The organism is Bacillus sp. FJAT-45066 (assembly GCF_002335755.1).
Lineage (GTDB): Bacteria > Bacillota > Bacilli > Bacillales > Bacillaceae_I > Bacillus_CD > Bacillus_CD alkalisoli.
The window spans coordinates 1,304,622-1,328,034 of sequence record NZ_NISQ01000001.1; the positions used below are offsets into that span (position 1 = coordinate 1,304,622).

The 23,413-nt window shown below is 35.5% G+C and carries 21 protein-coding genes; 17 read left to right on the forward strand and 4 right to left on the reverse strand.

Translation table 11 applies throughout. From position 1 onward, the window contains the following. Nucleotides 1-5 precede the first annotated feature (5 nt). The 3 genes from CDZ92_RS19920 (at nt 6) to recQ (ending at nt 3,045) form a co-directional block, all read left to right on the forward strand. A complete protein-coding gene (locus tag CDZ92_RS19920) occupies nt 6-167 on the forward strand; it encodes a hypothetical protein (RefSeq protein ID WP_176483733.1) in 162 nt (53 codons plus the stop codon). Between the two features lie 45 nt (nt 168-212). Further along, nucleotides 213-752, forward strand: coding sequence for a hypothetical protein (locus CDZ92_RS06660; protein WP_096154469.1), 540 nt, complete (start codon nt 213-215; stop codon nt 750-752). 127 nt (nt 753-879) lie between these two features. Further along, the gene (recQ, locus tag CDZ92_RS06665) at nt 880-3,045 is read left to right on the forward strand and encodes a DNA helicase RecQ (RefSeq protein ID WP_319830041.1); all 2,166 of its coding nucleotides are present in this window, start codon (nt 880-882) and stop codon (nt 3,043-3,045) included. 21 nt (nt 3,046-3,066) lie between these two features. Here the strand turns inward: recQ and CDZ92_RS06670 are convergent, their stop codons facing one another. After that, nucleotides 3,067-4,605, reverse strand: a complete 1,539-nt coding sequence (locus tag CDZ92_RS06670) for a hypothetical protein (RefSeq protein ID WP_096154471.1) — start codon at nt 4,603-4,605, stop codon at nt 3,067-3,069. A gap of 414 nt (nt 4,606-5,019) precedes the next feature. Between CDZ92_RS06670 and msrA the strand changes: the two genes are divergently transcribed. Both msrA and CDZ92_RS06680 read left to right on the forward strand, forming a co-directional pair. Then, entirely contained in the window at nt 5,020-5,562 is a 543-nt protein-coding gene (msrA, locus tag CDZ92_RS06675) for a peptide-methionine (S)-S-oxide reductase MsrA (protein ID WP_096156938.1), read from the forward strand. Nucleotides 5,563-5,664: 102 nt separating this feature from the next. Next, nucleotides 5,665-6,870: a DHH family phosphoesterase gene (locus CDZ92_RS06680; protein ID WP_096154472.1), complete on the forward strand. Its 1,206-nt coding sequence runs from the start codon at nt 5,665-5,667 to the stop codon at nt 6,868-6,870. 234 nt (nt 6,871-7,104) lie between these two features. Here CDZ92_RS06680 and CDZ92_RS06690 read toward each other — a convergent pair whose 3' ends face one another. The 3 genes from CDZ92_RS06690 to CDZ92_RS06695 all read right to left on the reverse strand — a co-directional run bounded on the left by CDZ92_RS06690 (nt 7,105) and on the right by CDZ92_RS06695 (nt 8,623). Next, nucleotides 7,105-7,596, reverse strand: a complete 492-nt coding sequence (locus CDZ92_RS06690; RefSeq protein WP_255249791.1) for a YqeG family HAD IIIA-type phosphatase — start codon at nt 7,594-7,596, stop codon at nt 7,105-7,107. A 94-nt stretch (nt 7,597-7,690) separates the two neighbouring features. Continuing rightward, a complete protein-coding gene (locus CDZ92_RS20270; protein WP_255249792.1) occupies nt 7,691-7,813 on the reverse strand; it encodes a hypothetical protein in 123 nt (40 codons plus the stop codon). Nucleotides 7,814-7,903: 90 nt separating this feature from the next. Then, a complete protein-coding gene (locus CDZ92_RS06695) occupies nt 7,904-8,623 on the reverse strand; it encodes a hypothetical protein (RefSeq protein ID WP_096154474.1) in 720 nt (239 codons plus the stop codon). 36 nt (nt 8,624-8,659) lie between these two features. On the opposite strand from CDZ92_RS06695, the gene CDZ92_RS20275 reads away from it, so the two are divergent. The 12 genes from CDZ92_RS20275 (at nt 8,660) to CDZ92_RS06750 (ending at nt 23,273) form a co-directional block, all read left to right on the forward strand. Then, nucleotides 8,660-8,785, forward strand: coding sequence for a hypothetical protein (locus CDZ92_RS20275; RefSeq protein WP_255249793.1), 126 nt, complete (start codon nt 8,660-8,662; stop codon nt 8,783-8,785). A gap of 86 nt (nt 8,786-8,871) precedes the next feature. Further along, on the forward strand, nt 8,872-10,296 hold the full coding sequence (locus CDZ92_RS06700; RefSeq protein ID WP_227521497.1) for a phospholipase D-like domain-containing protein: 1,425 nt from the start codon (nt 8,872-8,874) through the stop codon (nt 10,294-10,296). A 70-nt stretch (nt 10,297-10,366) separates the two neighbouring features. Beyond that, on the forward strand, nt 10,367-10,552 hold the full coding sequence (locus tag CDZ92_RS06705) for a YozQ family protein (RefSeq protein ID WP_096154476.1): 186 nt from the start codon (nt 10,367-10,369) through the stop codon (nt 10,550-10,552). Nucleotides 10,553-10,648: 96 nt separating this feature from the next. After that, entirely contained in the window at nt 10,649-11,605 is a 957-nt protein-coding gene (locus CDZ92_RS06710; protein ID WP_096154477.1) for a Gfo/Idh/MocA family protein, read from the forward strand. Nucleotides 11,606-11,739: 134 nt separating this feature from the next. Next, on the forward strand, nt 11,740-12,801 hold the full coding sequence (locus CDZ92_RS06715) for a CAP domain-containing protein (protein ID WP_227521498.1): 1,062 nt from the start codon (nt 11,740-11,742) through the stop codon (nt 12,799-12,801). A gap of 132 nt (nt 12,802-12,933) precedes the next feature. Then, complete coding sequence (locus CDZ92_RS06720) at nt 12,934-15,171, forward strand: AAA domain-containing protein (protein ID WP_096154478.1); 2,238 nt, start codon at nt 12,934-12,936, stop codon at nt 15,169-15,171. Nucleotides 15,172-15,203: 32 nt separating this feature from the next. After that, the gene (locus tag CDZ92_RS06725; protein WP_217990659.1) at nt 15,204-16,958 is read left to right on the forward strand and encodes an SEC-C domain-containing protein; all 1,755 of its coding nucleotides are present in this window, start codon (nt 15,204-15,206) and stop codon (nt 16,956-16,958) included. A 111-nt stretch (nt 16,959-17,069) separates the two neighbouring features. Further along, on the forward strand, nt 17,070-17,522 hold the full coding sequence (locus CDZ92_RS06730) for a CoxG family protein (RefSeq protein ID WP_096154480.1): 453 nt from the start codon (nt 17,070-17,072) through the stop codon (nt 17,520-17,522). A 470-nt stretch (nt 17,523-17,992) separates the two neighbouring features. Then, nucleotides 17,993-19,165 (forward strand): M20 family metallopeptidase, encoded by a 1,173-nt coding sequence (locus CDZ92_RS06735; RefSeq protein ID WP_096154481.1) that lies wholly within the window; start codon nt 17,993-17,995, stop codon nt 19,163-19,165. A gap of 7 nt (nt 19,166-19,172) precedes the next feature. Beyond that, a complete protein-coding gene (locus CDZ92_RS06740; protein ID WP_096154482.1) occupies nt 19,173-20,369 on the forward strand; it encodes an alanyl-tRNA editing protein in 1,197 nt (398 codons plus the stop codon). 104 nt (nt 20,370-20,473) lie between these two features. After that, nucleotides 20,474-21,460, forward strand: coding sequence for an LLM class flavin-dependent oxidoreductase (locus tag CDZ92_RS06745; RefSeq protein WP_096154483.1), 987 nt, complete (start codon nt 20,474-20,476; stop codon nt 21,458-21,460). Between the two features lie 118 nt (nt 21,461-21,578). Further along, complete coding sequence (locus tag CDZ92_RS06750; RefSeq protein WP_096154484.1) at nt 21,579-23,273, forward strand: M3 family oligoendopeptidase; 1,695 nt, start codon at nt 21,579-21,581, stop codon at nt 23,271-23,273. Nucleotides 23,274-23,413: the final 140 nt, after the last annotated feature.

The window sequence follows — 23,413 nt, forward strand, 5'->3', positions numbered from 1 at the left end:
ACTTCATGAAAATACATAAATTTAGGTCTATCTTATATAAAACAGCCAAACTATTAGGAGATGTTCAAGCTGTTTCTTCAGGTGACTCAAAAAAAATGGCAAAAAGAGCAGGTAGACGTGTCGCAGGAAAAGGCACAGGACGTATGCTACGAAAACTATTTAAATAAATTTAAATCGCTCAATAGCTTTAAACAGCAAAGAAGGAGAAACTTATGATATTAATGATTGTTTTTATCGGTTTATTAGGGATTTTATTCGGACTAGGCTATATGTATATCGTGGAAAAAAGTGACGGAACTTCAAAAGGAAAAGTATATGAATGGATTTCCAAAAAAACTTGGGTGCAAACCCCATTTCGTGCAGGCATTACATTACTTTTAGGGAACTTCCTCATTTTCAGTACAGTTGTCATTTCCTATTTTATTATTATGCTTTTCCATATTCCTTTTGCCCATTTATTTCTTATCTTTTTAGGAACATGGTTAAGCATTATGTTCTGGATATTAATCAAACAAGTCTGGTTTAATAAAATTAAAACGCAACGCATTTTTATGTCTTTAGTTGGTAGTTCATTTTATTTAATTTTATTCTTATTTACTTTGTTTCAATATTGGAGACTAGAGCCAACTTCGCCTAATGATGATATCTTTATGGCTGCTCTCGGTATGTTAATCTTAACGGTAGTATCCTTTACTGCATTTGCTATTTGTTTCCTCATAACAGGAATTACAAAAAAAATTGTCGCGAAGTAAGTCATTTACCCTCTCTTTAGAGGGTTTTTCCATGGAAACTTGTGCAAAAGTAAGTTAAAATATTAACTACCTTCTATAAAACTTCATAATAATTCTTCTATCATTCCACCATATTTTCACATGCGAGGTGCTTTATTTGTTAAACGAAGCTAGACAACTATTACAAACATATTATGGTTATCCAGATTTTAGAGATGGCCAACAAACAATCATTACAAATCTACTTAACGGAAAACCTTCATTAGGCATTATGCCAACTGGTGGAGGAAAATCAATTTGCTATCAAATACCAGCTCTATTACTAGACGGAATTACGATTGTCATTTCCCCATTAATTTCCCTTATGAAGGATCAAGTAGACTCTCTTCAAAGTATTGGAATTAACGCTACGTTTATTAATAGTTCTTTATCAGCCCAAGAGATAGAGGAAAGAGTAGCACAGATTCAAAGTGGAAAAGTGAAACTAATTTACGTTGCTCCAGAAAGGTTAGACGTTGGATACTTTATGTCTATCATTCAAAACCAAAAAATATCTTTCGTAGCGGTGGACGAAGCTCACTGTTTATCCCAATGGGGCCATGATTTCCGACCAAGTTATCGTAATATTGGTCATTTTGTAAGGCAACTACCGGAAAAGCCATTACTAGCAGCATTCACAGCAACCGCAACAGAAGAAGTAACAGAAGACATATGTGAAACACTTGGCATTCAAGATGAGAACGTTGTTATAACTGGTTTTGCTCGTGAGAATTTATCTTTCTCCGTTGTTAGAGGTACTGATAAATTAAAGTATTTAACCTCTTATTTGAAAGAAAATAAGGACGAGCCTGGCATTATTTACGCTTCTACTAGAAAAGAAGTAGATAGTTTACATGCACAGTTAACGAAAAGTGGTTACTCGGTAGGAAAATACCATGCAGGTTTATCAGAAGAAGAAAGAAAAAGCACACAGGAAGATTTTTTATATGATAAAACAACTGTAATGGTTGCAACGAATGCTTTCGGAATGGGTATAAACAAAACGAACGTAAGATATGTTATCCATTACAACATGCCTAAAAATCTAGAATCGTATTATCAAGAAGCAGGAAGGGCAGGCCGAGATGGTGTAGAAAGTGAATGTATTTTATTATTTAATGCCCGAGATATTCAACTACAGAAATTTTTGATTGAACAAACATTGCTTTCTCCAGATAGAAAGTCCAATGAGTACATGAAACTTCAAATGATGGTTGACTTTTGTTTCACGACTAAGTGCTTACAATGTTTCATTACGTCGTATTTCGGTGAACGAAATCAACCCGAATGCGGGAAATGTAGCAACTGTTCAAGCGACTTTACGGAAAAAAACATTACGGTTGAAGCACAAAAGATTTTTTCTTGTATTAAGCGAATGAATGAAAGGTTTGGGGCAACACTTGTTGCAAAAGTATTAAAAGGCTCTAACGATAAGAAAATACATCAGTTTCAGCTTTCTTCCTTACCAACATATGGATTGATGAAAGAATTAACGGAAAAGCAAATTGTTGAACTTATTAACATATTAATAGCAGAAGGTTATTTGTTTCTATCAGAAGGGCAGTTTCCAATTATCAAATTAGGTAGTCGTTCCGTACAAGTGCTGACGGGAAAAGAAGAAGTAAAGTTAAAAGTAAAACAAACTCCTGTTATAGTGAAAAAAGACGATGGCTTGTTTCAACAATTACGTGATTTAAGAAAAGAACTCGCTCAAAAAGAAAGCATTCCTCCATATTTAATTTTTTCAGACCGCACTTTACAAGAGATGTGTACGTATCTACCTGAAACAGAAGAAGAGATGCTAAACGTAAAAGGTGTTGGTATGCAAAAATGGGAGAGATACGGGGAAATATTTTTACAAGAAATTGTTCGTTTTTCAAAAGAAAACAACTTAATAAGAAGTGGTACTTTACAAGCTTCTAGTGTGACTAGAACATTAATAGATTCTATAGAAAAAAATGACAAGCCTAGTCATGAAATAACATTTGAGCTATACAACAGTGGACTTTCTCTTCAAGAAGTGACTAAGAAGAGGGGAATGAGTATTACAACTGTCCAAAATCATATGGTGAAATGTGAAGAAGACGGCTTAGAAGTAAATTGGGACGATTTTATCCCAATTGAATGGGAAGAACAAATTAGAAATGTAATAGAGAAAATTGGAGCAGAAAAACTAAAACCAATTAAAGATGAACTGCCAAGCGAAGTAGATTATATGGCAATAAAAGCAGTTATTATTAAGAGACAAAAAGAAAAGCAACCGAGCAAATATTGATTATGCTCGGTTGCTTTCTTTTTATAATGCAATTATAGAAAACAGAACACCTAAAACTCCGATTAAAGCTAAAATGTATACAGGCATTTTTGGCATGTCTCCGTTGTTTTCCATTGCTTTTCCAAACATAAAGAAAACGAGTGGATGTACTAAGAACGGCATAGAGAAGATAAATGGAATTAAAAGGGCCGCATCCGTTCCAAACATTTCCCCTTGGATAGCAGCAAACAAACCAAAATGTGAAATAGCAGATGTTTGAGCCATTGCTGCGTACTCTATGGACATAGTACTTAAACTTAACAGACTTAGCCCGCCAAATACGGCAATGATTTGCCATCCAAACGAAAACTGCATTAACGCTTTTACTTCCTTTTTATCCTCACCAGATGCTAAACGTAAGTTTCTTAAGGAAAGAACCGTTAAAATAACACCTACACCTACAATAAATAGGGCAGGAGCCATCCATAGGCTTCCACGCTCAGCACTTATCGCCAGTACAGAGAATACAAACACATGACCGAAGAACGGGATATTGATCATAATTGGTGCTCGCTGTGCAGCTGTTTTACCGAAATCACCTGCAGTACAAGCACCAGTTAGTCCTGAGTGTGATAAGGCTCCAGCCATACCAGGAGCTAAGTTTCTAGTGTTCGCTGTTTTGGAAAAGAAGATAATTAAAGCAATTCCACCAAACATCCAAAGCAATTGACCGAAGAATCCATACGTTAAGACAGCGTTCATTCCTGAAATATTAAATGCATCTCCAATACGAGAACCACCCACCATAAAGTTAGCAGCTAATACGACTGGAATACCTGCAAACAATAATGCACGTATAGTCGGTCCAAACGACCATTTGTAAAGAATTGCACCTAAGGCCGCTGAGATCATCATTGCATAAAAGATTTGAGGTAATGCAATAAATTCTCCAATTACTTGTGCTACATAATAAGAAATTAAAAGAATCATGACAATTGCCGCGATTTCGACTAACCCTTTACGAATGTACAGGTGCTTATTCTTAATTTGAGCACGATTGTCAATTAAAATAACTGAAATTACTAGGCCAATATAAGCAATTAAAGGGTAATAGCTACTAAAGATACTTGTGGAATTGTTATCAAGAATAAAACGCAACAATCCTTCCATACCTAACAATAAGAAAAAAGATCTTAAAATAAAGAAAAATTGAGTACGAGTCGTTCCTAATACAACTTCTTCGTTAGAAGGAACCACAATATCTTCACCTTCTAAATCTTTATTGCCGAGTATTTTTCTTAATTCTTGCCCGCCTACAAAAAAGGAAACAGTAAGGGCGATAATGGTTGTTCTTGCCATCAAGTCAACAAATGGGAACTCCACTAGACCAGGGCTAGCAACTCCACTTGCAACTAATACATAACCCATTGTTAATCCAAATATAACGATAATTAAAATCGGTGAATATCTTGATCCTGCCACAACTGTTCTTGCTATTAGAACCATTGGGATGAGGAAGAAGAGAATAAGCCAAAATTGATTTAATAATTGAAGATGTGTAATTTGTTCTAATATGTCCATTCAGAAACTCCTATCATACATAAATTCGTGACATCTTATCGTACAGTATTCCTTATTATTCGTAAATAAATGAAAACGCACACATGAAAATGTTGTAATAGTAAAATTATTTATGATTGACTATTACAATATTATGTAAATCTTCTATTAAAGAAGCTTACTAATATATTGGTTTGTAAAAGTTGATTTCAGTTGCAGATGCTCGCTTTCCGCGGGCGGTCTCTGGAGCCTCCTCGGCGCACTGCGCCTGTGGATCTCCCCTGACGCGCTTTCCCGCAGGAGTCTCACACCTGCAACTGAAATCAAATTATATACGTTATCTATTTAACTATTCCTTAAATAAGGTAATATTAATTGGCAACTTTTTCATTAAATGATACAATTCGAGGAAATGGTGTTTTTGGAGGAAAAACAATGGAACAAAAATTAGAAAAAGCTACTTTTGCTGGTGGATGTTTTTGGTGTATGGTAAAACCATTTGATGAAATGCCTGGAATTATAAAAGTTATTTCAGGGTACACAGGTGGACACCTTGAAAATCCAACATATGAACAAATAAAAAAAGGCGACACAGGACATTACGAAGCCGTTCAAATAACATTTAACCCTGAGCTTTTCCCGTATGAGAAATTACTTGACTTATACTGGCCACAAATTGATCCAACGGACGCTGGAGGGCAATTTTTTGACAGAGGAAGTCAGTACCGTACCGCTATTTTTTATCATACCGATTTACAAAAACAATATGCAGAAATTTCAAAGCAACTGTTAATAAACAGCGGCCGTTTTAGTAAACAGATTGTGACGGAAATTTTACCGGCAACTACATTTTATGAAGCAGAAGATTATCACCAACATTTCTACAAAAAAAATCCTGAAAAATATAAGCAAGAGAGAGTAGAGTCTGGAAGAGATGCTTACATAAAAGAAACATGGGGATCTGACTATTCAAAATAAGTTTTCATCCATTGTATCAGTCGATTTTTCAATCGGCTGATTTATTTTGCTTATGTTAACAAATAATGAATAGGAAAGATGGAATCGAAAGGAAGCGAGAAAATGAGTTACATATTATTTACACATAACGACTTGGATGGAGTTGGCTGTGGTATTTTAGCTAAACTTGCTTATAAGGAACAGATAGAAGTTCGTTACAACTCTGTACATAGCTTAAACTACCAAGTGAAAAACTTTTTAGAAAAAAATGATACACACACATTTATGTACATTACAGACTTGTCTGTTCATGAAGATAATGAAAAAGCAATCACAGACTGGATTTTACACGGTGGTGCTGGTAAGTTAATTGACCATCATAAGTCTGCACTACACCTAAACGAACATGATTGGGCAGCAGTAACAGTTTCTTATGAAGATGGCAGATTAACTAGTGCAACGTCATTGTTATATGATTATCTAGTTGATTCCGACCTACTAGTAAAACATGAGTCTCTAGATCAATTTGTAGAGCTAGTAAGACAATACGATACTTGGGAATGGGATAAAAACAACAATCAAAAGGCGAAACGGCTAAACGATTTATTTTACCTTTTATCTATTGATGAATTTGAGGAAAGAATGGTTAATCGTTTAGAAAATGACATGTCTCAGTTTGATTTTGATGATTTTGAAAAACAAATTTTAGACATGGAAGAAAACAAAATGGAGCGTTACTTGAAAAGAAAACAGAAAGAAATTTATCAAACAATGATAGATAATCATTGTGTTGGTATTGTTCATGCTGAAAATTATATATCTGAGCTCGGTAACCTGTTCGGAAAAAAGAACACTCACTTAGATTACATCGCTATTGTAAGCGTCGGGAACAAAAGAATTAGCTTAAGAACCATACACGAACATGTTGATGTATCGGAGGTAGCCGCTAAGTATGAAGGAGGAGGCCATGCAAAAGCTTCTGGTTGTAATTTAAATGAAGAAGCGTTTCCGCTATTTGTAGTAGAGCCTTTTAAAATGGAACCAATTCGCATGGATGCCGACAAGAACGAGTTTAATGTTAAAAAGTCACCTAAAGGCTCTCTATATGATTCGAAACATTATGGAACATTCTTCATTTATCAAAACAATAGTGGAAATTGGCAAATAGAGAACAATGAAGTACTAATCGAAGAAGATTACGAGTCATTTGAGGCAGCAGAACAGTTTATGAAGCGTACGTATGCAGCTTGGTTAGTTCCTGATAAACATTATGTGCACTATTTATTAGAAAATAATCAAAAGTATAAGCAACTAGTATCAAGTAAGTAAAGATGTTAAAAGCCCAAAAAGAGTTTAAATTACTCTTATTTGGGCTATTTATTTTGGTATTGTTAAACAAAGCTGTTGATAAGCAGCTGCTAATGCAGATGAATGAGTACCTGCAAAACAGTTATAAATATAAATTAACACAAACTCCTTTTTGTGTTGAAACTTGGTGCCAGGTACCTGTTGATTTATGTTATTCATTTTACTGATATACGGGTCTTTTCAACCAATTCTTAATCACCATCGCTTCCTAACAACCGCTTCTAGCTTCCGTTTTAATACAATCTGGATAGGCTCATGTTCCATTCCTATCGGTTTTACAAGCACGGTTCTCATATCAAGTAATTTTCCACACCAAATATCTGTAAACAACTGATCACCAAGGAAAATAGAAGTGTTCGACGTTGCACCAAACTCTTTCATATGTTTAAGCAAAACGTTCGGTAACGGTTTAGCACATTTACCAAAACCAATAATATCAAACGGTTTACAAAAACGCTCCACACGGCCTTGACTGTTATTAGAAGCAATCACCAGTTGTACATTTTGGGATTTTAACATCTCAATCCACACTTTTAAATCTTCACCACCAGGTTGATCATGAATAGCAAGCGTACTATCTAAATCAGAAAAAATCGTCTTAATTTTATTCGTTTGCAGCCACTCTGCTGTTATATCGAAAAAATGGTGAAGCTCAAAATCAGGTTTAAAATATTGTATGTTAATCACCACATTCTATATTTTTTTCTATTTTGTCCTAGAAGGAAAATAATATAAAAAAACTACCTATTACTAGGTAGCAGAAAGAGTAAAACGGATTCAGTTACAGTTCATCTTCTTTTTGCGCATATTCTTTCTTTTTGCCATACATATGTTTGTACGTAAATGCTAAACAAACTATCCCTAAAAAAGAGCAAGCATATCGAATAATGGACATTATCTCCATATTTTCACTCTCCTTACGTCCATTTACAAATATCATTCCAAAAAATGGATTTATTTATTCGTAATAGGGAGAGCGAAGGGAGAAGTTAATTTATCGATTTTTTGTAAGAAACAATTCTTTAATGTAACTTACTGTGTTTTTGTATTGAAAAAGAAGGGACTCTAGCGTTGTTTCAATTCTTTCTACTAGAGACTCTTTTAACTCATCTAACTGTCTTGCAATTTTATTTGTATTCATTTCTTGTTTATCAAAACGCTCCATCATTGTTTGATGAAAAATATCTTGAATATCCAATTTTTCACTAACTTTTATTACCAGATCATCTTGTTGTTTTATTTGTTCTTGTAAGTTTTCCTGAACGGTTTGGAAGTTTTCTAATTTTTTGTTTACGTTACTTGTAAGTTGTTCTAAAAAGGCTAACTGTTCAATCGTAGCTTCATTCATTAACTTTTCATTACTTAATATTTCTTCAATCTTCATGCTTAACTTTTCTAGATGTGTTAAACGCGAAAAAATTTCCGAATCGTTTTTTTCGCTATTCTGAACTCCTTTCACAAGATCGTTTGCAATTCTTTCTTGAGAAGTTAGTTTGCTGTCTATTTCAGTAAACGCCATAGAATGATTAGATTTATAATCTAACATTTCAGCGGACATCATTTGAATTGAACTAGTTAATGCACTATTCGTTTCTTGCTGTTTTTGCAAAAACTCAGCTAAGTAGCTTTTCCGAAGATATTGCTGGTTAGGTTTAATACTATCTGTTGAACCAATATATAATTTGGGCATGATACTTTTATTTCCTATATCCACTCATAACACTCCTTTTTCAGGTGGGCTCTACAATAAATGGCAGAGTATAAAACTTATACGGAAAGGACAGAGATACTGTATCATATGAGTCTAATTTTAATTGGTTCGCCCATCATGAACCTAGCTTTATCATTATTTATTACAAGTCAGCTTGTCACATGACAATTAATTTACTAAAGTTTATCTTTTCTTTTTTTAGGTTATTAAGAAGTATTAACTTGAGAGTAAATCAGAAAAGAGGACACATTTTGAGACAGATTTCAAAGAGAGCTTTCATAACCATTCTTTTATTAATTATTTTAGTAGTAACAGGCGTCTACCATAGTTATAAACCATTACCCGATGGTATTTCTTTTGAAGGGGAAGAACAGAAAGTAGAAGATATTTCTTTCATATATGACTTAACTTACGAAATAGACGGAGAAAAGGAACAGGAGCAAAACATCTTCCCTCGTATTTACGAAATAATAGAGGAAGCGGAGGATTTTATTATTGTAGACTTCTTCTTATTTAATGCACATTCAAGGAACAACAATGACGATGCGATAATAAAAAATATAGTCGAAAGGCTAATTCAGAAAAAACGAGCAGAACCAAACATGCCAATAGTCTTTATAACAGATAAAGTGAACTCAAGTTATCAATCCCATAAAGTTGTTGAGCTAGAAACATTAAAAAGTGAAGGAATTGAAGTTGTAGAGACAAAACTACGGCCGTTACGTGATTCTAATCCAATATACTCTAGTGTTTGGAGAGTGTTTTTTCAATGGTTTGGACAAGAAGGGAAAGGGTGGGTAAGAAATCCACTAAATGAAGAAGGCCCAGATGTAACTGTTAGATCCTATTTATCTTTACTAAATATAAAAGCAAACCACCGAAAGCTAGTAGCAACAGAAAAATCAGCGATTATTTCATCCGCAAATCCTCATGAAGGAAGTGCAAACCATTCTAATATTGCTATTGAGTTAAAAGGTCCTATTATTGAAGATGTAGTTCAATCCGAATTGGCTACAATGAACATGTCAAATAAACCTTTTAAATTTGAAAAGAAACCGAACCTTTCCAATGAATATTTAGATGATGTAACCGCCCAACTACTAACAGAAGGCAAAATATTAAAACATGTAGTAAAAGAGATAAAGGAAACCTCTTCAGGAGAAGAGATATGGTTAGGGATGTTTTATTTATCTGAACGAACGATAATAAATGAACTGAAAAATGCAGCAGAAAGAGGAGTTACAGTTAGAATCATACTTGACCCAAACGAAAATGCATTTGGTCAAGAGAAGATTGGCCTGCCAAACAGACCTGTTGCTAATGAACTAACAGAAAACACAAGTGAAAACCTAGAAGTTCGCTGGTACAATACACTAAAAGAACAATATCATCCAAAGACACTTTTTATCAAAAAACAAACCAAATCCGTTCTTATTAGTGGTTCAGCCAATTACACAAAGAGAAATTTAGATGACTTAAACTTAGAAACAAATGTAAAAATAAATGCACCAAATAGTTCAGATATAATCATGGAAGTAGACGATTATTTCAATCGATTATGGAAAAACGAAGAAACCATCTTTACCTTACCTTACGAAGAATACGCAGACGACCGCCCACTACTAATGAGAACACTCTACCACTTACAAAAGTTCTTTCGATTTACAACGTATTAACGGTCGACGAATGAAAATCAGCTTTTTCCAAACAATAAAATGCAATATAAAATTTTAGGAGGCCAATTAAATGAAAAATCAACCAAATAAAAAACAACCTTCATCAGAATCCATTGCAGGCAGAACATATGAAGTGGAAGACTACCAACGCGAAGACCAATTATCCACAGGGCTTGCAGAAACACATGAACAAGTAAGTGACTCCTACATGGCTGGCGAAACCTTTCAACAACAATTTGAAAATAAAAAGAAATAATTCAGAAGGCTTAAATGCCTTCTTTTTGTTTGCCTGAAAATAGTGTAAAATAATACTGATATTTCAATATTCGAAATAAAAGGGGAACCGTAACTTATGACCATTAAAGTTGGAATAGTTGGCCTTGGTGTTGTTGGCCAGCGTTTAATTCATCAAATTTTCAAACATGAAGACTTTGAAATAGCTGCTCTTTGCGACCTAAATGAAGCCATTTGCATGAAAACTTCAGAATCTTTAGGAAACATACCTTACTACACTGACTACAGAGAGTTATTGGAAATCGGAGAAATTCAATTAATATATGTTGCTGTACCTCCTGCGTTTCATTATGAAGTCGTTATGGCTGCATTTGACCATGGAAAACATGTGTTATGTGAAAAACCGCTCGCTAACTCATTAAAGGAAGCCGAAGAAATGCTTCATAAAGCAAACGAAATGAATGTAGTACATGCCATTCACTTTCCACTACCATATGACATTCCATTTCAATTACTACATAATGCTGTTCAAAGCGAAACAATAGGTGAGCTTAAACGAATCACTTTAAAAATGCATTTTCATGAATGGCCAAGACCATGGCAGCAAACACCTTGGATTGGAAAACGAGAGCAGGGTGGATTTATTAGAGAAATCATGCCACATTATTTACAAATGATTGTACACCTTTATGGAGAGATGCAAACAACCACATGCACGATCAACTATCCAGAAAATGGAGTAGATAGTGAATTAGAAATTTTAGCAACGTTAACATTAAAAAACGGAGTTAAAGTAATGGTAGATGGTTTAGTTGGCCAGGCAGAACAAGAACATATCTCTTTTATTGTTCACGGATCAAATCAATCTTTTGCCATCGACAATTGGCGAGAAGTGAGCGTAGCAAACAATAACGAAGCGTTTAAAAATATGCCGACTGATCACCTTGAATCAAACCGAACACTACTCGATGAACTAAAAAAAGCCATTCAAAACGAATCGGCATTTTTAATTAATTTTGAAGAAGGATTAAAAGTTCAAAAAGTACTTGAATCGATTTTAGAAAGTGGAGAATAGTCCTGAATCCTTGTATGTGAAATAACATACAGGGATTTTTTTGTAATATTATCGATAATTGGCAATAATAGTTTGACCTCACAAAAGAAACCATAATATTGTACCAAACTGAATTTCAAAAGGAGGTTTTACTATTGAATCATTTCAAATTGTTTCTTGCTGCTCTAATATTGCTTGCTTTAACAGCTTGTGGTATGAACCAAGGAGCGCAAAACTCACCTAATCAAAACACTGGAATGGATGAAAATTTAAATACACAACAGGTTAACTATCGTGGAGATGTTCGTGATGGCGGACAACGTCTTGGCGATCGTTTAATGGGTCAAGGTAATAGAGGAATGAGTCAAGCTGACCGTTCTTTACGTCAAGTAACTCAACGTGACAACCGTTCTGTAAATTTTCAAACGAATGAAGTTCAACAAGTTCGTAACGGTGGATACTTAACCATTGATCCAAACTCTTATAGCACAAGCACTCCAAGTGAAAAGTTTCCACATAGTCAAAAGATTCAAGATGGTCCATTTTCAGTTTATAAATTTGAATTAGGTAGAAAAGAATTCCGTATTCCTGGTGGAAAAGGTGGTCAAGCAGCATCTCCAGAGCAAGGACAACCTGCTCCAACACCAGAACAAGAACAACAGCAATCTGAGGCACCTGCCCAACCTGCTCCAGAGCAACAGCAACCAGAAGCACCTGCCCAACCTGCTCCAGAGCAACAGCAACCAGAAGCACCTGCTCAACCTGCACCTGAAACACAACAACAAGAAGAAGCACAACAAGAACAAGGTAATGCAGAACAACGCGCTTCACAAGAAGGTATCAGTGAAACAGAAATGCGTGTTATTGAGTTAACAAATGCTGAAAGAAGAAAAGCTGGCTTATCTGATTTAAAAGCTGATAAGGAAATTAGTAATGTAGCACGACAAAAATCTGCTGATATGCAACAAAACAATTATTTCTCTCATACAAGCCCTACTTACGGATCACCGTTTGATATGATGAGGGACTTTGGTATTTCCTATAATACAGCTGGTGAAAATATTGCGATGGGACAACGCACACCTGAAGAGGTCGTTCAAGCATGGATGAATAGTGAAGGACACCGTAAAAACATCTTAAGCCCTAATTTCACACATATTGGTGTAGGGTATGTTGAAAATGGCCATTACTGGACACAAATGTTTGTTGGTCGTTAACTATTTAAAACGTAACGGAAATATGTTATATTAGAAAAACATAAAAGCTCAATCCTAACAGATTGAGCTTTTTCCAGTTGCACAAATTCTTCTGAAAGTTTTTGAAATTTCGCGATAAAGGAAAGATTCGGGATGACTATTCTAACTTACATAAATGAATGGGAAAAAGCCATTCAAGCAGAAATACACCATTTAAAAAAGTATGGCAGCAATAAATACTTATTAAAAAATGGTCATCTTGTCTCAACCGAAAATAATTATCAATATTATTTTCCTTCCCGAAACCAGCTTTTTATACCAATTGGTGCTCAAATCAAGTTAGAATATGGAAAATCCACCTATGAAGGAACTATTCTTTCTTCTGATGGTTCAAGTGTCATTTTATCTTTTGAAAATTCAATTGGTGACCTAATCTCAGAAGCATGGTTATTTTACGACCCGTGGGAACTGCTAGATGAACTTTACACAAGGGTAGGGGAAATAAAGAAAAGTAAGAAAAAGCTTTCTAGAGTAAAAAAGTTATTGTTTCCTACTCATCCATTAAAACCAACATCGAAGGAAAGCACTTCAACAGTTGAAAAACTATATATTCAAACCAAAAACAACCCTGTCACATTTGTGTGGGGACCACCTGGAACAGGAAAAACGTATACGTTAGCAAGAGTAGCTGCTAACCACTATGTGAAAGGACGACGAATTTTACTTTTATCGCATAGCAACCAAGCGGTGGACGTCTTAGTTCAAGAATTAACTGCTTTCACTAAAAGAAAAAACGTTTATAAAACGGGTGAAATTATTAGGTATGGCCAAACGCCAATTCATGTGGATTTTGACACAACTAATAAGCTTATAGAAGAAAATGATCCACAACTTACAAGTGACCGCGAAAATTTGACAGAACAGAGAAAGCTATTAAAATCCGATTTAAACCAATCGTTTAGTAAACGGGATTACGATACGTTACTTGAAGTGGAGAGTAAGCTTTCCCGCCTTCAAGAAAGAATAAGACAAAAAGAATTGAAAATTTTAGAAGAAGCAAAAGTTATCGGCACTACGCTTGCTAAAGCAGCAAGAGACCAAAACATTTACGAAAGTGACTATGATGTAGTTATTTTAGATGAAGCAAGTATGGCCTATATTCCGCAATCAGCATTTGCCGCTTCCCTTGGAAAACGTATCATCATTTGTGGAGATTTTAAGCAACTCCCGCCAATTGCTTCAGGGAGACATCCACTTATTGAAAAATGGTTAAAGGAAGATGTTTTTAATGGGGCAGGTATCGTGGAATCTGTCTCATCCGATACTTTACATCCACATCTTTTTTTATTAAAAGAGCAACGTAGAATGCATCCACATATTTCGTCGTTTACGAACAAATATATATATCATTCATTAGTAGGTGACCATCCAACCGTTGGGCAGGCGCGTGAAAGTATTGCGGAAATAGAACCATTCCCTAAAATAGCATCCGCTCTTTTAGACACTTCCTTTATGGGAATGAATTGCATAACAGAAAGAACGTCTGGCTCTCGAATGAATGTATGGCACTTATTATTGTCTTTTCAACTAATTTACGAAGCATATAAAGCTGGCTCTACATCCATCGGATACGTCACTCCGTACCGTGCCCAAGCGGTATTAATGGAATCATTACTTGAAGGAACTTTAAAAAAAGAAAGGGAACAGGCAACTATCTCCGCCGCAACTGTTCATCGATTTCAAGGTAGCGAAAGAGATGTGATGATTTATGACTCCGTCGATAGCTTTCCTTTTGAACGCCCAGGTATGCTTTTAACCGGAAAAAACAATGATCGTCTTATAAACGTTGCTGTTACCCGTTCTAAAGGTAAGTTCATTCATGTTTGCGACCGACATTTTATAACAAAAACAACTAGTACGAATAAAACAATCCGCCAGCTTGTGAAACACCAGACAGAGCAACGAGCAATCGTTTCATCCGAAATGATTGGCAAGTGGATAAAAAATCAACACCCTAAAGTGAAGTGGTTTCACGCAAGAAAGACGGATTTCATCTTTCAAGATATAAAACAGGCAAAAAAGTCGGTTGTTATTTCTATACCTAATAGCGACAAACTCCCGGAAGAATGGACGAAGGAGCTTAATGCTATTAAAAACAACGTGATTGTCAAAATTATGGCATCTCCCAGCATGGAAAATTTGACGAAACATACCCAAACAGAAACAGATATACCTTTTCCAATATTAATCATTGATGAAGAAATATTTTGGTTAGGCGCTCCAGTTGAATGTATTCAACATACACGACCACCATACGTGGCTATCCGTGTTCAATCAAACCATTTTATCGAGCAATTAACATCCCAACTAAACTCGTTTCAAAACATATAGAAAATTTCCAAACTATTAAAGAAGGTGTACCGATGAGAAATGATCCATGTCCATGTGGTAGTGGAAAAAAACACAAAAAATGTTGCTTAAAAAAAGCAGCAATAGTTGAAACAGCTAAAATAAAAGAGGAAAGATTTTTACAACGAAAACACGACCTAGTTAACAAACTAAACCGTTACGTAAATGAAACACTCTCCTTTAACGAATACAACCAACTATACTTTATCTTTCAAAAAAGAACCGAAAACAAAATAAACAAAAACTTTGAAAAAGGATTTTTTCAATTTTGGTTATTTTTCTTCTATAAATCTGAAGGCAAACGAATTGTTGAGGAGTTTGCTGACCATAATAAAGACAAGCTGCCCATTAACGAAATGGAACTATTAAATACTTGGGTTTCGTTAAAACCTCAACTAGTTCAAGCGATTCAGGATACAGAGGAAACCATCACATTTGAAGATATGTTCTCTAAAAAAACGTACAAAGTAGCGAGAGTAAAAGAAAATGCAGCTCACTCATTGCCATGGTTCGGTACCGTTTCATTATTAGAAGAATTTAACAAGAGTTTTTATTTTAATGGAGCAAAACTATTCGTAGAACCACTTCGATTATATGAGGCAAAACAAAAAATCTTAACACTAGTAAAAGAAGAAAATATGAGTGAAGAAAACGTAATTATGGAGTATTATCCAGAGCTTTTGGCTATTTTACTTGATGACTCAACGAAAAGTTTCGCCGAAAAAAAGATCGAAGAAGTTACCGCCGTATACGAAACGGAAAATGTAGAAAACTTAATTGAGCAATTCCACCAAAACATACATTTTGTTAAAAGCGGCACAGGTGGAGTAAAACACTTCACTTGGGTAGCAGATTGGCATGAATACGAGGATAGTCAATTAGAAGGAAAAGTGCACATAGCAGAAGTAAAGGCAACGATTTCTATAAAGGATCATGTAATGGAAGTCACTTCTTTCAACCAATCTTTCATTACTAAACTAGCGACAGACTTAGCGGCAACAGGAATTGTTTTAACAAAAACAGATGAGAGAGTAAATTCTTATTCCGTTAGAGAAACCGTCGAGATTAAAAACTTCTCTATTCATATTCCAGAAGATGCGAAAGAATACTTCGCTCTATACGCTCAAGCGCAATACATGTTGTATGAAAACAAGTCAATATTAATGTTTGATTCGTTAACGCCATCTGCATTAAAAGATCATGGAAAGTTAGAGCAGCTAGAAACTTGGTTAAAACAAGAAGAGTATCAGATTCATGCACAACTAGCTAAACATTTTGGCAAAGTTGCTGTGACACCAGACTTTAACACCTATCGTAAAATGATGGGTTTACCTTTATCCAAGTATGTAACTGATAATTCTTCCCGTACTAGTACAGTTACAAAATTAAACTTTGTGAACAACGAAGCCGTAGAATCTTTACAAGTTCTAGGTTTTACTCCGTATACAGCCGAAAGCTTTTTCGCTAAAGATATGCTTGCCTTTTATGAAGAAAAAACCGAAGGCAAATCAAAAGGAACGATAAGAAAATATAGAAACAGTTTACATGACTTACGAGAGATCTTTGAAACAACTAAATGTACATCATGGGACACTATGAATCTAGACTTTTGGAAAAACGTCATGACTATAGAGTTTTATAATCTATATGAATATGTAAGTCCAACAGGGGAAAAGGATTTTATTAGTGTAACAAAGGCTTTTGCGAAGTGGGTGGATGAGAAACATAATACATTGAACTATAAGCATATTATGAATGCGCTAAAATAATCTTTTGAGGAGTTTGGTATTCATACCAACTCCTTTCATTTTTTACTAGTCATTTCTTTTAGGAAAGTGAATATGAATGAAACGTAACCTAAAAAGAAATGAGGAATCAAAATGCCTACTGAAACATGCACCATTGTCGTATACAAACCCATTCAATCGGTATGGTCGTTCGTAAGTGATATAAACAATTGGGCTCCACTAGTACCTGGTTATATAGAGCATGAAATTATGAATGCTCGTGAGTCCACATGGAAATTTAAAAGTGATGTAGGAATGTTTAAAAAGAAAGTACATTTAAAAGTAAACATTACAAGTTGGGAAGAACCTTCGAGAGTGACCTTTACCCTCACAGGCATCAATGAAAAATTCACAGGTTATGGCTATTTTTCTGCTGAAAGTAAAACAAGTGAAACAACTATAATGACAGGAGCTTTATCCATAACCGCCGAAGGAGCTCTAGGCAAAATGGTCAACAATATACTAAAATCTAGCCTACCAGAAATGACAAACGAATTTACTCACACTGTCGCAAACGAAATAGAAAACAAAATAAATACTTACTAGAGTGAGATTCATAATGTACAATTACTAAACGAAAAACGAATATTAAACCTATTCTATATTATAATTAACGTTTTATATCGAACGTTATTTAATTATAATAAACGGAACAATCTTTTTTCACTAAACGAACAGCCATTATGAAATTGACTCAATAAAGAAGTGTGGATTCATTTCCACCCTTTTTTGCTTAAACAAATATATTTGTCATGAAAAATAGTAATTCATATTAGTATCCAATACTAGTTGATGTTCACTGTAGGAGCGAGACTCCTGCGGGAAAAGTGCGACAAGGGAGACCCCACAGGCGCCATGCGCCGAGGAGGATCCCGAGTCCACCCGCGGAAAGCGAGTACCTACAGTAAACATCAACAGTTGTACACCTATGCCTCCTTTAGTAACTTTGACTAGCCGAAAGCGAAATAATCCTATATAATTTTGGATAAAAATAGAACCTGAAGGAGATTACCAGAATGACAGACTTAATTATAAATTCCGTCGAAGCAATCAAAGACGAATTATTACATATTAGCCAATACATATGGCACAACCCAGAACTTGGTCATGAAGAAGTCAAAGCATGTGAAATACTAACAAACAGCTTAAAAAAACATAACTTTAACGTCGAAGTAGGTATTTGTGATTTACCAACTGCCTTCCGAGCAACATATGATAGTGGAATAGAAGGTCCTACAATCGGATATATGTGTGAATACGATGCACTACCTGAAATTGGACATGCTTGTGGTCATAATTTAATCGCAACAATGGGCTTAGGTGCTGGAATAGCCCTATCAAAAGTGATCGAACAAACCGGTGGAAAAGTAATCGTGTACGGCACACCAGCTGAAGAAACAAAAGGCGGAAAAGTCACCATGGCCGAACAAGGTATTTTTGACGAACTAGATGTAGCCTTGATGGTTCATCCTTCATCAAACTATCAAAAGAGCGGAACATCCCTTGCGATGGACGCTATCCAATTCGAATTTTTCGGTAAAACATCACATGCCGCTGCAAGCCCTGAAAAAGGAATTAACGCGCTAGATGCCGTTATCCAAACATTCAATGGAATTAACGCAATGAGACAGCATGTTACGAGTGACGCACGAATTCACGGAATCATTTCTGAAGGTGGGAAAGCTGCAAATATCGTACCTGATTATGCTGTTGCTCAGTTTTATGTTCGAGCTAAAACGAGAAGCTATGTTAACGAGCTTGTGGAAAAAGTACAAGCAATAGCAGAAGGTGCTGCCTTAATGACTGGCGCAAAAATGAAAATGTCTAACTACGAACTTTCTTACGACAACTTAATAACAAACGAAACACTTTCTAATAGTTTTACTGATTCATTAGTAGAACTTGGCGTAAAACGTGAAGAAATATTAGAAGAAAGCAAAGGCTACGGCTCATTAGACATGGGAAATGTAAGCTTAGTTTGTCCCTCTATTCACCCTTACGTTCAAATAAGTGATACACCGTGTTCTGGTCATACAATCGAATTCCGAGATGCTTCAAAAAGTGACAAAGGCCAAGAAGCGATGATTTTAGCAGCAAAAGCAATGGCAATTACCGGGCTTGATGTACTCACAAATAAAGAACTATTGCACAAAATTAAAGAAGAATTCATTCAAAGTGAAAATAAATGAGGTAATTATGACGAACAAATTATATTATCAAGACCCAACCATTAAAACTTTCCAAGCAAACATATTAAAATCTGAAATAGACGAAAACGGGAATAATTATGCTGTGTTAGATCAAACTCACTTTTATCCAACAGGTGGTGGCCAACCACACGACACCGGCTTTATAAACAATGCGGAAGTGATCGATGTAGAAGAAGTAAACGATGAAATTCGCCATTTTACAAAAAACAGATTAACTGTTGGTGAAAAGGTGACAGCATCCATCAATTGGGATTGCAGATTCGACCATATGCAACAACACTGTGGCCAACACATCCTATCTGCGGCTTTGGCGTCCCTTTATTCCTATCAAACAATCAGTTTTCATTTAGGAAAAGAAACATGTACGATTGATTTAGAGACAAATTCCATCAGTGAAGAGGAACTACTGGAAGCAGAAAGACTGTCCAACGAAATCATTTTAGAAAATCGACCAATCGAAACGAAGTGGATAACAGAAGAAGAATTGTCACATTATCCATTAAGAAAAACTCCAAGTGTAAATGAAAATATTCGTCTAGTCATTATTCCAGACTTTGATTACAATGCATGTGGAGGGACACATCCTACTTCTACTGCTCAAGTAAGCATGTTAAAAATAATGAGTGTGGAAAAACAGAAGAATAATGTAAGGGTACATTTTATAGCTGGGAAAAGGGTGTTACAACAGCTTGAACGTAAAAATATTATCACAAAAAAACTTACACACTTATTGAATGCACCTGAAGATCGTTTAGTAGAAACAGCTTCATCCTTTATGGAAAACACGAAGCAACTAGAAAAAAAGTTGGTAGAATATGAAGACACCATTTTATCATTAGAATCCATGAGTTTACTCCGACATGCGGACCGTAGAAACAACATAAATTTTGTTCATACACTTTATGATCAAAAAACAATGAAAGACATTCAAAAACTAGGAAAATTTCTAGTAGAGCAAGACGATGATGTATTAGCCATCCTTGTTATTATAAATGACGAAAAGTTTCAATTTGTATGTACTAGAGGTCGTAACGTTGAAGTTAACGTAAATACATTAGTAAAAAATATACTTCCACTTATTGACGGAAAAGGTGGAGGAAATGAAATAATGGCACAAGGTGGGGGAATAGCAATGATTCCATATGACCTTTTTGTCGAGGAATTAGTAAAACAAATTTTATAAAGTTTATTAAACGCATCTACTTTGGGTGCGTTTTATTTTTGTTCAAGCCAATACAGGCGTATACTAGTAACAAACAACTTTTAAAAATGAAAGGTTAGATATAGATGAATAATTGGAACTCTATTCCTTTATCTGTACTTGATTTAGCCCCAATTACAGAAGGTAGTAATGCAAGTGAATCTTTTAAACGCTCGTTACAATTGGCGCAAACAGTGGAGAAATTAGGCTTCAACCGCTACTGGCTAGCAGAACATCATAATATGAGAGGTATATCTAGTTCTGCAACTAGTGTAGTGATAGGTTATATTGCAGGTGGCACGTCTAAAATTAGAGTCGGCTCAGGTGGTATTATGTTACCGAACCATGCACCTCTCGTTATTGCAGAACAGTTCGGTACACTTGAATCGATGTATCCCGGGAGAATTGATTTAGGATTAGGCCGAGCTCCTGGTAGTGATCAACTAACAGCACGTGCTTTACGAAGAGATGTTAGAAGTGCAGGGGATGACTTTCCAGACCAAGTTCAAGAATTACAAAGTTTTTTTAAAGTGGATGAACAGGCAAAAGTAAGAGCTGTACCTGGAGAAGGATTAAATATTCCGATTTGGCTATTAGGCTCTAGTGGATTTAGTGCACAATTAGCAGGAATGCTCGGTTTACCATTCTCGTTTGCCAGCCACTTTGCACCAGGCTTTTTAATGCAAGCCTTGCAAATTTATTATGCACATTTCCAGCCTTCTGACTCGTTACAAAAACCATACACTATGCTTGGAGTAAACGTAATCGTCGCAGATACAGAAGAAGAAGCTGAACAATTAGCCACTAGCCAGCAATTAGCCTTTTTACGGATGATAAGAGGCCAAGGAGGACAACTGCCACCACCAGTTGATTCGATGGAAACAATCTGGTCTCCATACGAAAAAGCAATGGTCATGGAGCAATTAAAATACACGTTTGTCGGCACAAAAGAAACAGTTCGCCAACAACTCAATGCATTCATCTCCGAAACCAAAACCGACGAACTAATCATCAACACACACGTCTTCGACCACAAAGCAAGAGTACGATCTTATGAACTATTGATGCAATAAATGATAAATTATTTCGCCTTCCGAAAAAACTTTTCGTTTTTAGGAAGGTTTTTTTATGTGTTTGTCGAAATAGAGGATAGAGTGAAAATTCTTACAAAAAGATTGGAGCGATAACATAATGGGATTTCATGAATTTCCTTACACACGACCTAACATCACAGAAGTGGAAAGTAACTTTAACGCTTTATTAGAAAAGTTTCAACAAGCAACTTCTGCAGATGAGCAAAACAACATAATGAAAGAAATTAATGAACTACGAAGCAGCGTAGAATCAATGAGACAAATTGTCCAAATCCGCCACACAGTGGATACAACTGATTCTTTTTATAAAGAAGAAAAAAGCTTCTTTGACGAAGTTGGTCCACAATATAAAGGATTTATTACGAAATATTATAATGCATTAACGACTTCTAAATTCAGAAAAGAATTAGAAAACAAATGGGGAAAACAACTATTTTCACTAGCTGATAGTGAATTAAAAACATTTTCTCCTGAAGTATTAGAAGACCTAAAAGAAGAAAATAAATTGGTAAGCTCTTACGTACAATTATTAGCTTCCGCAAAAATCGAGTTTGATGGGGAAGAGAAAACATTCGCGCAACTTGCTCCATACCACCAGTCTACAGATAGAGAAGTGCGTAAAACTTCTAATGAAGCAAAGTACGACTACTTAGCTACAATCGGTCATGAACTTGATGAGTTGTATGATAAATTAGTAAAAGTAAGAACGCGTATAGCGAAGAAGCTTGGCTTCGAAACTTTTACAGAGTTAGCATATGCTCGACTAGGACGCACTGATTATGATGCTAGCATGGTTGAAAACTTCCGTAACCAAGTGAAAGAATACATCGTTCCACTTGGATCAAAACTTCGCCAAAAGCAGCAAGAAAGAATTGGCTTAGATGAATTCAAATATTATGACCAAGCGTTTAGCTTTAAAACAGGAAACCCTGACCCTAAAGGGGATGCAGAGTGGATTGTAGAACAAGCGAAAGTAATGTATAAAGAAATGTCGCCAGAAACAAACGAATTTTACGAATTTATGTTAAACGGTGACTTAATGGACCTACTAAGTAAAAATGGAAAAGCTGGCGGTGGATATTGTACATACATTAGTAAATACAAATCACCATACATTTTTGCGAACTTTAACGGGACAAAAGGGGATGTGCGTGTATTAAAGCATGAAGTAGGTCACGCGTTCCAAGTTTTCTCTAGCCGTCACTATGAAGTGCCAGAGTATGGATTCCCAACACTTGAAGCATGCGAAATTCACTCGATGAGTATGGAATTTTTTGCATGGCCATGGATGGAGCATTTCTTTAAAGAAGATACAGACAAATATAAATTCTCTCATTTAAGTGAAGCTGTTCAGTTTATCCCTTATGGTGTAGCAGTAGACGAATTCCAACATTTTATATATGCAAATCCTGAAGCAACACCACAGGAAAGAAAACAAGCATGGAGAGAGATCGAGAAGAAATATTTACCTCATATCGATTATGATGGAAATGAATTTTTGGAGAGTGGCGGGTTCTGGCAACAACAAGGACACATTTATAAAGTGCCATTCTATTATATTGATTACACTTTAGCGCAAATTTGCGCCCTACAATATTGGAAGAAATCACAAGAAGATTTTGACGGTGCATGGAAAGAATATTTACACCTGTGTCAACTTGGAGGAAGCAAATCTTTCACTGAATTAGTAGAAGAAGCAAAATTAATTTCTCCTTTTGAAGACGGCTGTGTTGAGTCCGTTATCACAGAAATCGAAGCATATTTAGATTCTATCAACGATAAAGAACTATAATAAAAAGGAGCGAATAGACCTTACCCGTCATTCGCTCCTTTTGGCATACAATATTAGCTTATGTTTGAATCGTTAGATTTTCTTCGTGTATAATGTACGACAAAGTAATAAGACATTTATCATCTCATAGGGAGTGGGAG